Source organism: Micromonospora sp. DT53 (genome assembly GCF_049841535.1).
In the GTDB taxonomy this organism is placed as follows: Bacteria; Actinomycetota; Actinomycetes; order Mycobacteriales; family Micromonosporaceae; genus Micromonospora.
In genome coordinates, this window is sequence record NZ_JBNCKM010000004.1 from 445,269 (window position 1) to 460,480 (window position 15,212).

Here is a 15,212-nt window from a genome sequence, read left to right on the forward strand (position 1 = left end):
AGCCCGTCCGCCGCGCACACGCAGGCACGGACCTGACCGCCGCCGGCCAGGCGTTGGGCGTCGGCCGTGGCCGATGACGTCTCCGCCGGGCCGGACCGCAGCACTCTCCGACTGGCGCTGGTGGTCGGCGGGCTGGTGCTGGCGGTGCTGCTCGGCTTCGGCCTCGGCCGGCTGAACGTCAACGGCGCCGCCACCGGCAGCCCGTCGCTGGCCGCCGAGCACACCGATCCGCCCGGGGTCGCGCCGCACAGCCACGGCTCCGCCACGGCCGTCGATCAGGGCGCGGCCACCGAGCCGGGCGGTCTGGCGGTCAGCTCCGCCGGGTTGACCCTGGCCCCCCTGGCCACCGAGTTCGCGGCGGGTCGCCCCGGTCAGCTCCGCTTCCAGGTGCGCGACGCGCAGCGCCGGCCAGTCACCCGGTTCGCCATCGTGCACGACAAGCCGATGCACCTCATCGTCGTCCGGCGGGACCTGACCGGTTACCAGCACCTGCACCCGACCATGGCGGCGGACGGCACCTGGTCGGTGCCGTTGACCCTCGCGCAAGCCGGCCTCTGGCGCGCGTACGCCGACTTCACAGTCGTTGCCGACAACGGCACCCAGACTGCGGTGACCCTCGGCACGGACCTGGTCGCGCCCGGCGACTACCAGCCCCGTCCACTGCCGGGGCCGGCCACCTCGACCACCGTGGACGACTTCACCGTCGGCTACCAGGGCACCCCGCAGGCCGGGACGACCGTGCCGTTGACCTTCCGGGTCGACGGCGCTGGCGGCACCGCCCCGTTGGAGCGGTACCTCGGGGCGTACGGGCACCTGGTGGCGTTGCGCGAGGGCGACCTCGGCTACCTGCACGTGCACCCGGAGACCGAGCTGGTGGACGGTCAGATCAAGTTCTGGTTGACCACCCCCGGCCCCGGCCGCTACCGCCTCTACCTCGACTTCCAGGTAGACGCCGAAGTCCGAACCGCCGAGTTCACCCTGACCGTCCCCTAACAGTGCCCCCGCCCCCCGGTCTCTCGCCCCCCGGCCCGCCCCCGGTGATCATGAAGTTATTGCCCCTCGGGGCGGCGTGTCGTGGCAATAACTTCATGATCAACGCCGACGAAGGTGGGGGTGGGGGTGGGGTTGGGGGTGGGGGGTTGGGGGCTGGGGGATTAGCCGGCTCGGCGGATGGGGCGGCGGGCCAGGTAGCGGAGCAGGTCCCGGATGTGGTGCTTCTCCTCGGCGGGGACCGCCGGGTCGGCCAGCCGGTCCAGGATGGCCCGGACGTCGGCCTCGACCGGGCCGTCGTCATGGCGTCGGCGGGGTGCGGGGCCCGCGTCGGGCAACCCGAGCGCGCGGAACGCGGCGGCCACCGGCAGATCCAGTGCGGCGCAGAAGCCGCGCACCTTGGCCAACTCGGGATAATCCTGCCAGTCACCGGCGAGCCAGCGGAACACGGTGGAGCGACCGACGCCCGTGTGTGAGGCAAGATCAGTCACGGTCCAGCCACGTTCGTCGCGAGCGTCATCGATGGCACGCCGGACGAAGCGGGCGAAGGCCATCTGCGGTGACAGGTCGGCTGATCCCATCCCTGTGTGTCTTCCCTCCCGCCGGAGCACTGGGACGATGCGCCTTCCGAGGGTAGTACGCCTGGAGTCGGAAGCAATTGACTGACCGCACAAACTGTCCCGTGGACGAGACTTTTCTCTGGAAGCGTGTGTGCAGAACGAAAATTGCACCGAGCGATCATCGTTGTTCTTCGATTAGGCTCGGTGCCCGTCCCGACATGGCATCTCTCGCCTGCCGCGCCCGACCGGACCACCGCCGAGGAGCACCATGGCCGAATCGTGCCGCCCCCAGCCGCACCAGCCCGGTGCGGTGAGCCTCTTCTTCGTCGCCAAGGCCGGCGTCTTCGCCGCCGCGTTCTGGGTCTGGTTGCTGGTCCTGGTGCTCCACACCGACTCCGCGACCGGCCTCCAGGTGCTGGCTGCCACCGGCGCCATCACCACCACGCTGGTCGCGGTCCTGCTCGGCGCCCGGATGGCGTTGCAACACAACGCCGCCATCCGGCACGCCGAGGTGAAGAAGCTGCTGGTGGACATCTCCTGGAACGCCTTCGCGGCAGCCGGCAACGCCGAGACCGGAGGCAAGGTCTTACCATTCCCGATCGCCCCGGGCGACGGTGAGTGGACCGCCCAGCGACCCGGTGCCGATCGGGTGTCCGTCCTCGACCGTGGCGTCAGCGAGCGCAACGGTGGCCGGGACCGCCGGCGCTAGGCACCCAGGAGCGCACCCAGGGGCTAGGCGCCGGGCGTCTCTCCGACGGCCAGCAGGGTCTGCAGCCGGGGGACGACCTGCCACTGGTCCACGAGCTCGCGGTACTCCGCGTGCTGCGGCTCGGTCGCCTCAGCACCGGTACGACGTGCGCGGATCAGCAGGTTACGTGGCGTGTGCTGTGACGCCACGAACTCCACCACCTCGGCCCGGTACCCGTGCGCCCGCAGCAACCCGGCACGCAGGGCGTCGGTGAGCACGTCGGCGAACCGCTCGCGCAGGATGCCCTGCCGGGTCAGCAGCTCGTACGGGGCCGGGGCGGGGTGGGCGCGGAGCTGCTTCGCCAGATCGTGGTGGCAACACGGCGCGGCCAACACCCAGCGGGCCTCCCAGCGCACAGCGCGGGCCAGCGCCTCGTCGGTGGCGGTGTCGCAGGCGTGCAACGCCAACACCAGGTCGGGGGCGGGGTCGACGACGGCGTCGGCGATCGTCCCGGCCACGAAGCTGACCTGGTCGGCCCAGCCCAGCCGCTGCGCCAGCTCGGTGTTGCGCCGCCGCTGGTCCTCCCGGACGTCCACGCCGACCAACTGGACGTCGAGCCCTCGACTCGTCAGGTAGCGGTACGCGGCGAATGTCAGGTAGGCGTTGCCGCAGCCCAGGTCGACCACCCGTAGCGGGCCGGTCAGGTCGTCGGGCAGGGTCGCGGCCAGGGCGCGCAGAAACGCGTCCACCTGGCGGCGCTTGGCCGCCGAACCGCCGATCTCGGTGAAGATCGGGTCACCGGGGTCGAGCAGGTACTCCTTGGCCCTGTCGTTTCCGGCCGGCGTCGCCGCCGGGCGGGACGTCGCGGCCCTGTGCACCTGCGCTTCGCCGGACTTGGTCACCCGCAGCTGGAGGGTCGCTTCGGCCGTCTCGACGTGCCAGTTGCCGAACGGCTCGGCCAACAACTCGTCCACCGCCAGGGCGGCCTCCGGACCGGGGGCGATGTTGCGGGTGTACGGGCGAGCGCCGTCGGACGTGGTGATCTGCATCCGGGGCCCGGCCTTGAGCGTCACCGGCCGCAGTTCGGCCCGCTCGACTGTGGGGCGGCGTCCGCGGCGGCGTCCGGCGGCGACCGCCCGGGTCAGCGCGGGGTCGAGCAGCAGCGCCCGAACCTCGGTCAGGGCGGCGTCCAGTGATTGCGGCATCGTTCCATCTTCGGCAGGTGGGGTGGGAGAAGGGAACATCCCCCGCACCGCGCGAGGCGGTGCGGGGGATGTCAGATGTGGCTGGTGGTCAGTCCGCGGTCGCCTCGGCCGGCGTACCCGCGCCGGAACCGCCACCACGGCGGCGCCGGCGGCGGCGCGGCTTGGACGCCTCACCGTCGGACGCGGCGGCCGGCTCTGCGGGGCCGGCGTCGGCGGAGATCACCGCGGTCGTCTCGGCCGCGACCACCTCGCCGGCACGGCGGCGACGCCGGCGGCGAGGGGTACGGGTGCTGTCGTCGGCGCTGTCGGACGCAGGCGCCTCGGCGACGGCCGGGGTGTCGGCGTCGGAGCGGTCACGGCGGCCGTCGCCCCGACCACGGCGCTCGCCGCGACCCTCGCCGCGACCCTCGCCACGGCTCTCACCGCGTCGCGGGCCTCGACCACCGCTGTCGCCCCGGCGGGAGCGGGTCGTCCCACCCAGATCCTCTTCGATCTCGGCGGACAGCCCGGCCCGGGTGCGCTCGGCCGTGGGCAGCGTGCCGCTGACCTCGGTGGAGATGTGCAGGTCGGTGTAGAGGTGCGGCGACGTGTGGTACGTCTCCGGCGGCTCCGGCATCTCCAGACCGAGGGTCTTGTCGATGATCCGCCAGCGCGGCATGTCGTCCCAGTCGACGAAGGTCACCGCGACACCCGTCGCGCCGGCCCGGCCGGTACGACCGATCCGGTGGGTGTAGGTGTCCTGATCTTCCGGGCAGTCGTAGTTGATGACGTGGGTGACGCCTGTGACGTCCAGCCCTCGGGCCGCCACGTCGGTGGCGACCAGAATGTCGATCTTGCCGGCCCGGAAGGCCCGCAGGGCCCGCTCGCGAGCGCCCTGACCAAGGTCACCATGCACCGCGGCGACCGCGAACCCGCGGAAGTCGAGGTCCTCGGCGACCCGGTCGGCGGCCCGCTTGGTACGCGTGAAGATCATGGTCAGCCCACGCCCCTCCGCCTGGAGGATGCGCGCCACCACCTCGACCTTGTTCATCGAGTGGGTGCGGTAGACCAGCTGCTGGGTCTGCGGCGACGGGCCGGTCTCGGCGGTGTGCCCGGCGTGGATCGTCATCGGCTGGCGCAGGAAGCGCCGCGACAGGGTGACGATCGGGTCCGGCATGGTGGCCGAGAAGAGCATCGTCTGCCGGTCTTCCGGAAGCATCGCCAGGATCTTCTCGACGTCGTCGAGGAAGCCCAGGTCGAGCATCCGGTCGGCCTCGTCGAGGACGAGTGCGTGCACCCGGTCCAGACGGAGGTGCTTCTGCTTCTGCAGGTCCATCAGTCGACCGGGGGTGCCGACCAGGATCTCGACGCCCTTGCGCAGCGCGTCGATCTGCGGCTCGTACGCCACGCCGCCGTAGATCGGCAGCACCCGGACGCCGCGCGTCCGGCCGGCGGCGGCCAGATCCTTGGCGACCTGGATGCCCAGCTCACGGGTGGGGACGACGACCAGCGCCTGGGGGACGCCGTCGCTGCCCTCGCCCGGGGCGAAGACCCGATCGAGCAGCGGTACGCCGAAGCCGAGGGTCTTGCCGGTGCCGGTGGGCGCCTGACCGATCAGGTCGACGCCGCGCAGCGCGATCGGGATCGCGTACTCCTGGATGGCGAAGGCGCGGGTGATGCCGGCCGAGGCCAGGGCCTCGACGGTCTCGGCGCGGGCGCCGAGTGCGGCGAATGTGGGGGCCTCCGGTCGAACCGGGGCGGTGGGGGCCAGTTCCTGGCCGTCCAGCAAATCTTGAGTCAGGTCGCTCATGTGGATGTGGGGGTGCCCTCTCGTGGGTGCGCCCGTCATGTCCTCAGGGCGCGTTCGGTATGACGCGGGCCACACGGTCGGCGGCAGATAGCCGAGCCGGACCGGGCCGCACGCGCGCCGCGGGCTGAGCTTCGATCAGATCGGCGCCCACGGCAACTGCTCCATGTTACCTGAACAGGCACACCCACGTCCCGATTCCCGGTCCGCCACCAGCCACGCGGGGCAACAAAATGTGACCTACGCCACATAACCTGCCCCGCCCCCGTCCTGCCCCCGCCCCGCGCCCCGCCCTGCCCCGCGCCCCGCCCTGCCCCCGCCCCGCGCCCCGCTCTGCCCCGCGCCCCGCCCCCGACTCGCCCCACCCGCGCCCCCGGCCGCGTCGATCATGGAGTTGTGGTGGGGGACGAAGGTCGTAAAGCGCAAGAAGGCAGGCACCACGACTCCATGATCGACGCGGCCGGGGGTTCGGGCCGGCGCGGGCCGGGGCGGGACACGGGCGCGGGCCGCGGGCGCGGTAGCCTGCCGCTCGTGTCTGGTTTCGCCGTCGCTGACCTTTTGGGACTCGTCGCCTTCGGTGAGCTGCTCGCCTTCGAGCGGATGGCCGGCGACGCCCGGCTCGCTCCTGACCTGCGCCGCCGGGCCGCACTGAGTGAGATGGCCGCAGCCGAGATCGCCAACTACCGGCGTCTCGCCGACCGGCTCACCGCGCTGGGCGTACCACCGGAGGTCGCGATGGCGCCCTATGTCGAGGCGGTGCAGGCGTACCACGACTCGACGGAGCCGCGGGACTGGGCGGAAGTGGTCACCAAGGCGTACGTCGGCGACGCGATCACCGACGACTTCGTTCGCGAGATCGCCGACGCGCTGGAGGAACCGGACCGGGCGTTGGTGCTGGACGTCCTGCACGACTCCCGGTACGCGGACTTCGCGGCGGCGGAGATCCGGGTGGCCGTCGCCGACGACCCCCGAGTGGCTGGTCGACTCTCGATGTGGGCCCGGCGGCTGGTCGGCGAGGCGTTGTCCCAGGCCGGGCGCGTCGCCGCCGAGCGGGCCACACTCACCGCGCTGATCGCGCGGGACGGCCGGGTCGACGTGCCTGGGCTGTTCGGCAGACTCACCACCGCGCACACCGCGCGGATGACCGCCGCCGGGCTGAACAACTGATCGCCCGGCTGGTCGGGCCGGTGCCGGCCTGCGGCAGGTGGGCCGAGTGCCGACCTGCCGCGATGGCCGGACCGGTCAGCGAACGGTGAACCCGACCGCCCGGGACGACGCCTCGGCGATCTCGACGTAGGCGACCTTCTCGACCGGAACGATGACCCGCCGGCCCTTCTCGTCGGTCAGGGAGAGCGTGCCGCCGTTGCCGGCGAAGGCGTCGGTCACGATCTGCTCGATCTCGGCCGGCGACTGCGCGCTGTCCACTACCAGCTCGCGCGGCGCGTACTGCACGCCGATCTTGACCTCCACTGTGCCTCCTCAACTGGGGCGAAAGAACCGCCCTGCGAAGGCTATCCGATCACGGGGTCGGCGGTCAGGCTGACTCACCTTGCAGCGGGAAGCTCGCGATGCCCCGCCACGACAGTGCGGCCACCAACGCCTCGGCCTCGGCCTTCGGCACCTGCCGGCCACCGGCCAGCCAGAACTGCGCGGCCGTCTCCGCCGCGCCGACCAGCCCGGAGGCGAGCAACTCGGCGTGTGCCCGGCTCACCCCGGTGTCGGAGATGATGGTGTCGGTGATCGCCGCGATGCAGCCCTGCTCGACCCGCTCCACCCGCTGCCGTACCGCCGGGTCGTTGCGCAGATCCGACTCGAAGACGAGACGGAACGCCTCGCTCTCGTGGTCGACGAAGTCGAAGTACGCCCGTACCGACGCGCCGACCCGCTCCTTGTTGTCGCTGGTGCCGCGCATCGCATCTTGCACCTGAGCGACGATGGCGTCACAGTGCGTGTCGAGCAGCGCCAGGTAGAGATCCATCTTTCCGGGAAAGTGTTGGTAGAGCACCGGCTTCGACACTCCGGCCCGCTCGGCGATGTCGTCCATCGCGGCGGCGTGGTAGCCCTGCGCGACGAACACCTCCTGCGCCGCAGCGAGAAGCTGCTTTCGACGCGCGGAGCGGGGCAGGCGGGTTGGCCGGCCAGCGGTCTGTGCACCGTTCCCCGCAGCGGTCATGGGATCCTCCGAGTTCTCCGTACGAGCCGGCATTTTCCCCCCAGACCGGGCGAGGCCCGTGACCTCCGTCGTGGAAATGGCCCGCCGCTGTAACTTATCGCCACTCTCGGCACACGGTAGCCTCAGCGGGGGCGACCAAGGAGCGCGCGGTGAGTGAAACAGGGCAACCCGGAGCCGCCACCCCGGGAGAGCACGGTGACGGAGCGGGTCAGCACGACGACCCGAGCCGTTCCGTCAGCGGGTGGGCGCCTCCGGCGGGTGGGTGGCCCCGAGCCGCCGACCGCGAGGACGCCCGGGACGAGGCGCCGCGCTGGCAGACCGACCCCGGGTCGGGCTGGCGCACCTCCTCGACACGACACGGTGACCTCCCGGCGCCGCTGGTCGGGCGGTCGGGTGACCCCGAGTCGCCGGGCCGTACCAACGGCCACCGCGTCAACGGCGCGCACCCGCCGGACGACGTCAACGGCGTCCACAACCCGGGTCTCGAACCGCAGGCGGGACGCCCCACACCGGTAAGCGCACCGCCCGGCGAGGGCCGCCCCGGGGCGGCCGGCGATCGGCTCGTGGTGCCCGCCCAACGTCCCGCACCGCCGGGGGAGCGGGACGCCGCCGAGTCCGACCCGGGCCCCGCCCCACACTCCACCGTCGATCCGGCTGCCGCGCACCGTGCCCGCTGGGCCGAGCCCGGGTTGCCCACCTCGGCCCCGCCGGCCGTCCAGGTGCCGCCCGTCGGCACCTCCGCGTCGGGTTTCGAGGTGCCGCCCGGCTTCCACGCGCCGACCGGCGAGCGGTTGGCCGCCGACGAGAATCCGACCGCGCCACGCGACTGGCGGGACCCGCTCGCACCGGAGCACGCGGCGACCTCGGGACGCACCCCGGGGCCGGCCGGGCGCTCCGACGAGGGCGAGCCCGGTCGCGCTGCCGACGGTCCCCGGCCCGCAGAGACACCCCGCGTCGGGGACGTGCACCGTCCCGGCGACGCGCACCGGGCCGGGGAGTCGTCGGCCATCGAGCCCGACTGGTCGGGCCCGAGCTGGAACCGTCCGAGTTGGGGCGGCGGGTGGGCCCCGCCCTGGTCCCGCCAGGACGACGAGCCGGTCGGCCCGGCAGCACCTGACGAGTCGGCGCCGGGCTGGGTCGCCGAGCCCAACCAGCCGTACGAGCCGGTGCGCGCCGAGGTGCCTCGCCCGTACGAGCCGGTCCGCGCCGATCAGCCCCGCGCGTACGAACCCGGCCGGAGTGAATCCGAGTCCGCGCCGGAGCGCGCCGCGGAACCGACCAGCGCGCCACCGGTCGACCGTCCGTCCTGGGCCGGTGGTGCGACGCCGACCAGTGGCCCGCCCGCAGACCGTCCGTCCTGGCCGGGGTCTGGAGCGACCGGCGGACCACGGCCCGACCGTCCGTCCTGGGCGGGTGGGGTAGAGCCGGATCCCGCGAGTGCGTCTCCGGCGCGGCCGTCTTGGGCGGGTGGGGTAGAGCCGGATCCCGCGAGCGCGTCTCCGGCGCGGCCGTCTTGGGCGGGTGGGGTAGAGCCGGATCCCGCGAGCGCGTCTCCGGCGCGGCCGTCCTGGGCTGGCGGGACAGAACCAGACCCCACCAGCGCGTCACCCGCGCGGCCGTCCTGGGCCGGGGGGTCCGATCCGACGCCGACCAGCGTGCCTCCGGTGCGGCCGTCCTGGGCTGGCGGGTCCGAGGCTGCGACAAGCGTGCCGCCGGTGCGGCCGTCCTGGGCTGGCGGGTCTGAACCGCCCGCGACCGGCGCGGCGTCGACGCGGCCGGCCTGGGCCGGCGGGTCCGATCCGGCACCGGCCAGCGCCTCGCCGACGCGGCCCTCCTGGGCCTCCAGTCCGTCACCGGCCGACCAGGCCGCAGTGGCCGAGCCGGCACCTCCGGCACCCGCCGGGCCGCCTCCGGCACCAGCCGGGCCACCTCCCTCGCTGACCGAGGCGCCGCCGGCTCCGGCGGGCCCGTCGCTGGTGGCGGAGCGTCCGTCCTGGACCAGGGGTTCGCCGACGGCCAGCAGTTCCCGGTCCGAGCGGCCGGACTGGTCCGAGGGCCGGCTCCCCGCGACCCCGGTCGAGCGACCGTCCTGGCCGACCAGTCGATCGGCCAGCACCGGTGGGGGAGACGGCGGCGAGACGCCCGGCCAGGCCCGGCCCCAGATCCGGCCGACCGCACCGTTCCGGCTCCGGCCGGCGGCGCCCGAGCCCGGTCCGTCGTCCGTCGAGTCGCCCCAGTCGGCCGCGCCGGCCAGCGACCCGTCGTCGACCGAGGCCACCCCGTCCTCCCTCGCAGCGGTCCCGCCCGCCGCCACGAACGGTCCCGGCCGTCGCGATCAGCCCGCACCGGCGTCTGTCTCTCCCTACGCGGCGCGCCGATCCGCAGCCGACCCGACGTTGCCGGCCGGCGCTGGCCACCAGTCGGCCCCGGCCGGCGCTGGCCAGCAGTCGGCCCCGAGCGCGGTGGTGCTGCCGCAGCGCGTCCCCGCGGAACCGGACGTGCCCGTCGTGCCGGAGCCGCCAGCCGTGGAGCCACCCGCCGAAACCCCGGAACTCGCCCGCATCGCCACCCACCTGCGTCGGGAGGACGAACCAGCCCCACTGCGGGAACGCCCCGAGGGGTTCGACGTCAACGCCATCCTGGACGCCGTCCGGGAGGTGGCGGGTGTCCGCGACGCGGCCCTGCGCCGTACGCCGGCCGGGGCGCACAGCCTGCGACTGGACCTGGCCGACGGCGCCGACCCGGCCGAGGTGAGCCGGCAGGTCGCCCGGCTTCTCCAGGAGCGGATGGGGTTGGCCGCGGCCCCGCAGAACGTGCCCGGCCTGCCCACCACGGCACCTCCGCCGGTTCGCCGTCGCGCGGCCGAGCCCGCCGAGCGGCGTACCCCGGAGACTCGAAACGCGGCTTCGCGCGATCCCGGCGAGGTTCGGGCGGCCGAGCCACCGACGGTCGTCCGCCCGTCCGGCGGTCGGGTCGAGGCCGCGCCGGCAGGCCCGGAGCAGCGGACCACCACGGACCCGACGCGTCGCCGCCGGTCGAACGCTCCGCACCGGGGTCGCGCCACGGTGGAGGAACCCGGATCGGTCTCGGCCGCGCCGGCCGGCGCCGCGACCGGTAGCCCGGCGACGCTGGGCACGTCGTACTCCGGTGGTCAGGTGACCACGACGGAGTCGGCGCCGTCCCGGCCGCTGGAGACCGGCGGCGAGCCGGGGCCCCGGGTGGTGATCGACCACGTGCAGGTCAGCACGTTCGGCCTGGACGCGAACGTGGAGGTCCGGCTGCTGGCCGGGGAAGACAGCGCCTCCGGGTACGCCACCGGGCCGGCGGTGGACGGCTACGTGCTGCGGCTGTGCGCGGTGGCGGCGGCCGCCGCGGTGGACGAGTTGCTGCGTGGCGCCGAGAACGCCGAGCGGGGGCGCTGCTTCGTCGAACACGCGGCGGTGGTGCCGTTCGGCAACTGTGAAGTGGCCACCGTGGTGGCGCTGCTGGTCTGTGAGGGCTGGGTCGAGCAGCTCGCCGGGTCGGCCCTGGTCGCGGGTGATCCGCGGCAGGCTGTGGTCCGGGCGACGCTGGCGGCGGTCAACCGGCGGCTGGAGGCGCTGCTGTCCTGAGTGGTCCAGGGCAGACTGGAGCAATGAGAAGCGCCACCCTCTGGCCGGACCATTTGCTCCCCGACGACCGCGTTCCGCCACCGTGGCCCGGCCGGGAGGTACGCCTCGACGGTCTGGTCACCTACGTGCGGGACACCCCGGCCACCGCCGCGGGCGCACAGCCGGCGCTGTACGTGCACGGGCTGGGCGGGTCGTCGCAGAACTGGACGGACCTGGCCGGGCTGCTCTCCGACCGACTGGACGGTCAGGCCATCGACCTGCCCGGCTTCGGCCGGAGCGAGCCGGGGCCGCGCTACACGATCCCGGCCTTCGCGGATCTGGTCGTCCGCTGGATCGAGCATTCCGGTCGGGGTCCGGTGCACCTGTTCGGCAACTCGCTGGGCGGCGCGGTCGCGGTGCAGGTCGCCGGGCTCCGGCCGGACCTGGTCCGTACCCTCACCCTGATCTCTCCGGCGCTGCCGTTCCTGGATTTCCGGCGCTCGTTGCAGGGGCGGATGTTGCCGGTGCTCGCCATTCCGCTGGGCGAGCGGCTGGTCGCCAAACGGCTCACCCAGCTCGCGCCCGAGGTGATGGCCCAGCAGGTGCTGGAGGCGTGTGTCGCCGACCTCAGCCGGATCTGCGATCAGCGCCGGGCCGAGGCGCTGGAGGAGATCCGGGTGCGTTACGAGGCCGAGCACTACGCCGCCGCGTATGTCCGGACGTTCCGGGGGCTGGTCTCCAGTTTCCTGCGGGCGTACCTGCCGGGGTCGGGGTCGCTGTGGCGCCTCGCCGAGGCGGTACGCGCACCGACGCTGGTGGTGGGTGGCCGGCAGGACCGCCTGGTGGACGTGCGGGTCGCGCCGCAGACCGCCCGGGTCATTCCGGACAGCCGGTTGATGATGCTCGACGGTGTCGGTCATGTGGCGCAGTTGGAGGTTCCCCGGCTGGTTGCCCGCGCGGTGGTCGGTCTGCTCGCCGAAACGGAGGACGCCGCGGGGCGGTCTGATCTGGCAGGCTGACGTGGATGCCCAGCTCAGAGCGCCATCCCGTTCGCCGTCGGCGACGGCTCGCGCTGCTCGCCCAACTGGTGGCGGTGGTGGTGGCCGTCGGCGCGGCGGTGACCGTGATCGCCGAGGGGTCGGGTGGGCACCGCGGCGCCGACCGGTTGGCTGTCGAGCGGATCGGCGTGTCGCCGCCGCTGGTCGCCGGGCCGTTGCCGCCGCCGGCCGACCCCTCGCCCTCCGACGCGGTCCCGTCCAGTCCGCCCGCGGTGTTGCGGGTGCCCGGCGCGGTTCCGAGCGCCGGCACGGGCAGGTTCGGCTATGACGCCCGCTCCGGCCCGGTGCTGGGTCGGGCGGGTGAGCTGCGGCGTTACCGGGTCGCGGTGGAGTCGGGTAGTGCCGAGGACACCGTCGGCTTCGCCCAGGCGGTTCAGGCGGCGCTCGCCGGGCCGGGCAGTTGGGTCGACAGCGGTCGGCTACGGCTACAGCAGGTGTCCGGGGCTGCGCCTCGCGACTTCACCGTCTACCTGGCCACCGCCCGCACCGCGGGTCGGATGTGCGCCGAGGGTGGGGTGGACATTCGGGTGGGTGGCCGGCCGTACACGTCCTGTCGGGCGCCCGGCCGGGTGATCATCAACCTGGACCGGTGGCGGTTGTCGGTGCCGCACTTGGTCTCGGCCGGTGTGCCGCTGACGGTCTACCGGACGTACGTGGTCAATCACGAGGTGGGCCACCAGCTTGGGCATCGACACGAGCGCTGTCCCGGTGCGGGCCGGCCGGCGCCGGTGATGATGCAGCAGACGCTCTTCCTCGACGGGTGCCTCGTCAACCCGTGGCCGTACGTCAACGGGCGTCGTTACGCCGGCCCTGCCCTCTGAAGCCGATCGGCCCGACACGTCGATCGTCGACCCCTCCATCAGGCGTCTTGCGGCAATAGCGATAAAAACGGAGAAATGCCCGAATAATCTGGCAGGCTTGCTGCCATGACGCCGTCGTCCCCTTACGGCCCGCCCCGGCCGCCCGGCCACCGGTCGGCCTTCCGGGGTGCGCGTCCCGCGTTCGTTCGGATGCACAGGCGTCGTCGCCGCAGCATGCTGCTCGGCCTGCTCGTGCTCGCCGCCGGCATCGGCGTGACGGTGAGCCGGGGCGACGAGCCGTCAGCCGAGCCGCCGGCCACCACCCAGGGCGGAATGGGCTACGGAGGTGGGGTGGCCGCGCACCCGGCGCCCACCAGCTACCCGTCGGTCGGAGCGGGACGCTTCACCGCGGCCGACGGCGAGACACCCGTGCACGGCACGGACGGGCCGCTGCGCCGTTACCGGGTCGTCGTCGAGCGCGGCGCCGGCCAGGATGCCGCCGTGTTCGCCGCCACGGTGGACGAGGTGCTGGCCGACCCGCGCAGTTGGATCGCGTCCGACGAGCTGCGGGTGCAACGGGTGGCCGACGCCGGCGCCGCCGACTTCACCATCTACCTGGCCACCCCGGTCACGTCCGAGCGGATGTGCGCCGAGGGCGGGTTGACCACCGAGCGCTACACCTCCTGCCGCCTGCCCGGCCAGGTGATCATCAACCTGGCCCGCTGGATGGAGGCGGTCCCCGACTACGGCGCTTCGCTGGACACCTACCGGACCTACGTCGTCAACCACGAGGTGGGTCACGAGTTCGGCGAGGAACACGAGGCGTGCCCCGGCCCGGGGGAGCCCGCCCCGGTGATGCAACAGCAGACGTACGGCCTGCACGGCTGCGTCGCCAACGCCTGGCCCTACCTCGACGGCCGTCGCTACGCGGGGGACATCGTCCCCTGATCGGCCGGGTCGTCGGTTATTCCCGCTCCCGCATACCGGACCACGTGTCATCCCTCATGGCCGAGCGGGGCTCCCGCGAGCAACAATGGCGCGGTTCACACCGCCGATCCCGGGGAGTCCACCGTGTCGTTGCCCCCGCTCGTCGAGCCCGCCGCCGAGCTGACCGTAGACGAGATCCGCCGCTACTCACGTCACCTGATCATTCCGGACGTCGGGGTGACCGGCCAGAAGCGGCTGAAGAACGCCCGGGTGCTCTGTGTCGGTGCCGGTGGCCTCGGGTCGCCCGCCCTGTTGTACCTCGCCGCGGCCGGTGTCGGCACGCTCGGCATCATCGATTTCGACACCGTCGACGAGTCGAACCTCCAGCGCCAGGTCATCCACGGCGTCTCCGACATCGGCCGGTCCAAGGCCGAGTCCGCCGCCGCGTCGATCCGCGAGATCAACCCCCTGGTCAACGTGGAGATCCACAACACCGCGCTGGACCGCGAGAACGTCCGTGAGATCTTCGCCCAGTACGACCTGATCGTCGACGGCACCGACAACTTCGCCACCCGCTACATGGTGAACGACGCTGCGGTGCTGCTGGGTAAGCCGTACGTCTGGGGCTCGATCTACCGCTTCGACGGCCAGGCGTCGGTGTTCTGGGCCGAGCACGGCCCCTGCTACCGCTGCCTCTACCCGGAGCCGCCGCCGCCCGGCATGGTCCCCTCCTGCGCCGAGGGTGGCGTGCTCGGTGTGCTCTGCGCGTCCATCGGGTCGATCCAGGTGAACGAGGCGATCAAGCTGCTCACCGGCATCGGGGAGCCGTTGGTCGGCCGCCTGATGGTCTACGACGCCCTGGAGATGGAATACCGCAAGATCAAGGTCCGCAAGGACCCGAACTGCGCGCTCTGCGGCGACAACCCGACGGTCACCGACCTGCTGGAAGACTACGAGGACTTCTGCGGCGCGGTCTCCGAGGAGGCCCAGGAGGCGACGCTCGACTCGACCATCACCGCACTGGAGCTCAAGGAGTGGCAGGACGCCGGCAAGGACATCTTCCTCGTCGACGTACGCGAGCCGGCCGAGTACGAGATCGTCCGGATCCCCGGCGCCACCCTGATCCCCAAGGGCGACATCATCTCCGGTGAGGCCCTCGCGAAGCTGCCGCAGGACCGGCAGATCGTGCTGCACTGCAAGTCCGGCGTCCGCTCGGCGGAGGCGCTCGCCGCGCTCAAGGCGGCCGGATTCAAGGATGCCGTGCACGTGCAGGGCGGCGTGCTGTCCTGGATCAAGCAGATCGACCCGTCGCTGCCCGCGTACTGACCGATCGCGCCGGGGTGGCCCACACGGCCGCCCCGGCAAATCGACGCAGATGACGCCGTGCGGCCCTCCGGCCGGAGCGACGCAGCCATTTCGGGCTGGCCGATTCTCC

At 73.2% G+C, this 15,212-nt stretch carries 12 protein-coding genes and 1 pseudogene; 8 read left to right on the plus strand and 5 right to left on the minus strand.

Annotation, left to right across the window (positions count from 1 at the left end):
• Window positions 1–66: 66 nt before the first annotated feature.
• On the plus strand, window positions 67–993 hold the full coding sequence (locus ACLQ3B_RS16280) for a hypothetical protein (RefSeq protein WP_425781531.1): 927 nt from the start codon (window positions 67–69) through the stop codon (window positions 991–993).
• Window positions 994–1,154: 161 nt separating this feature from the next.
• On the opposite strand, the gene ACLQ3B_RS16285 is transcribed toward ACLQ3B_RS16280, so the two are convergent.
• Window positions 1,155–1,571, minus strand: coding sequence for a helix-turn-helix domain-containing protein (locus ACLQ3B_RS16285; protein WP_425781533.1), 417 nt, complete (start codon window positions 1,569–1,571; stop codon window positions 1,155–1,157).
• A gap of 247 nt (window positions 1,572–1,818) precedes the next feature.
• On the opposite strand from ACLQ3B_RS16285, the gene ACLQ3B_RS16290 reads away from it, so the two are divergent.
• Complete coding sequence (locus ACLQ3B_RS16290; protein WP_425781534.1) at window positions 1,819–2,259, plus strand: hypothetical protein; 441 nt, start codon at window positions 1,819–1,821, stop codon at window positions 2,257–2,259.
• A 23-nt stretch (window positions 2,260–2,282) separates the two neighbouring features.
• On the opposite strand, the gene ACLQ3B_RS16295 is transcribed toward ACLQ3B_RS16290, so the two are convergent.
• Window positions 2,283–3,443 carry a class I SAM-dependent methyltransferase gene (locus ACLQ3B_RS16295; protein ID WP_425781536.1) on the minus strand — a complete coding sequence of 387 codons (1,161 nt, stop codon included), beginning with the start codon at window positions 3,441–3,443 and terminating at the stop codon, window positions 2,283–2,285.
• Window positions 3,444–3,531: 88 nt separating this feature from the next.
• The gene (locus ACLQ3B_RS16300; protein ID WP_425781538.1) at window positions 3,532–5,232 is read right to left on the minus strand and encodes a DEAD/DEAH box helicase; all 1,701 of its coding nucleotides are present in this window, start codon (window positions 5,230–5,232) and stop codon (window positions 3,532–3,534) included.
• A gap of 528 nt (window positions 5,233–5,760) precedes the next feature.
• Between ACLQ3B_RS16300 and ACLQ3B_RS16305 the strand changes: the two genes are divergently transcribed.
• The gene (locus tag ACLQ3B_RS16305) at window positions 5,761–6,396 is read left to right on the plus strand and encodes a ferritin-like fold-containing protein (RefSeq protein ID WP_425781540.1); all 636 of its coding nucleotides are present in this window, start codon (window positions 5,761–5,763) and stop codon (window positions 6,394–6,396) included.
• Window positions 6,397–6,471: 75 nt separating this feature from the next.
• On the opposite strand, the gene ACLQ3B_RS16310 is transcribed toward ACLQ3B_RS16305, so the two are convergent.
• The gene (locus ACLQ3B_RS16310; protein ID WP_088950288.1) at window positions 6,472–6,699 is read right to left on the minus strand and encodes a DUF3107 domain-containing protein; all 228 of its coding nucleotides are present in this window, start codon (window positions 6,697–6,699) and stop codon (window positions 6,472–6,474) included.
• A gap of 64 nt (window positions 6,700–6,763) precedes the next feature.
• Entirely contained in the window at window positions 6,764–7,402 is a 639-nt protein-coding gene (locus ACLQ3B_RS16315) for a TetR/AcrR family transcriptional regulator (protein ID WP_110563158.1), read from the minus strand.
• Between the two features lie 1,988 nt (window positions 7,403–9,390).
• Here ACLQ3B_RS16315 and ACLQ3B_RS16320 point away from each other — a divergent pair.
• From ACLQ3B_RS16320 to moeZ, 5 genes and pseudogenes are all read left to right on the plus strand, one after another.
• Window positions 9,391–11,013: pseudogene (locus ACLQ3B_RS16320) on the plus strand (hypothetical protein); the annotation flags it as partial.
• Window positions 11,014–11,036: 23 nt separating this feature from the next.
• Window positions 11,037–12,011, plus strand: coding sequence for an alpha/beta fold hydrolase (locus ACLQ3B_RS16325; protein ID WP_425781542.1), 975 nt, complete (start codon window positions 11,037–11,039; stop codon window positions 12,009–12,011).
• A 5-nt stretch (window positions 12,012–12,016) separates the two neighbouring features.
• Window positions 12,017–12,871: a DUF3152 domain-containing protein gene (locus ACLQ3B_RS16330; protein ID WP_425781544.1), complete on the plus strand. Its 855-nt coding sequence runs from the start codon at window positions 12,017–12,019 to the stop codon at window positions 12,869–12,871.
• A 189-nt stretch (window positions 12,872–13,060) separates the two neighbouring features.
• Window positions 13,061–13,798 carry a DUF3152 domain-containing protein gene (locus tag ACLQ3B_RS16335; RefSeq protein WP_425781546.1) on the plus strand — a complete coding sequence of 246 codons (738 nt, stop codon included), beginning with the start codon at window positions 13,061–13,063 and terminating at the stop codon, window positions 13,796–13,798.
• A 123-nt stretch (window positions 13,799–13,921) separates the two neighbouring features.
• Complete coding sequence (gene moeZ, locus ACLQ3B_RS16340) at window positions 13,922–15,103, plus strand: adenylyltransferase/sulfurtransferase MoeZ (protein ID WP_425781547.1); 1,182 nt, start codon at window positions 13,922–13,924, stop codon at window positions 15,101–15,103.
• Window positions 15,104–15,212 lie beyond the last annotated feature (109 nt).

Coding starts and splice junctions, on each gene's coding strand:
- ACLQ3B_RS16315 (WP_110563158.1), bottom strand. CDS start 7,402: ATGACCGCTGCGGGGAACGGTGCACAGACCGCTGGCCGGCCAACCCGC.
- ACLQ3B_RS16285 (WP_425781533.1), bottom strand. CDS start 1,571: ATGGGATCAGCCGACCTGTCACCGCAGATGGCCTTCGCCCGCTTCGTC.
- ACLQ3B_RS16325 (WP_425781542.1), top strand. CDS start 11,037: ATGAGAAGCGCCACCCTCTGGCCGGACCATTTGCTCCCCGACGACCGC.
- ACLQ3B_RS16295 (WP_425781536.1), bottom strand. CDS start 3,443: ATGCCGCAATCACTGGACGCCGCCCTGACCGAGGTTCGGGCGCTGCTG.
- ACLQ3B_RS16335 (WP_425781546.1), top strand. CDS start 13,061: ATGCACAGGCGTCGTCGCCGCAGCATGCTGCTCGGCCTGCTCGTGCTC.
- ACLQ3B_RS16290 (WP_425781534.1), top strand. CDS start 1,819: ATGGCCGAATCGTGCCGCCCCCAGCCGCACCAGCCCGGTGCGGTGAGC.
- ACLQ3B_RS16300 (WP_425781538.1), bottom strand. CDS start 5,232: ATGAGCGACCTGACTCAAGATTTGCTGGACGGCCAGGAACTGGCCCCC.
- ACLQ3B_RS16330 (WP_425781544.1), top strand. CDS start 12,017: ATGCCCAGCTCAGAGCGCCATCCCGTTCGCCGTCGGCGACGGCTCGCG.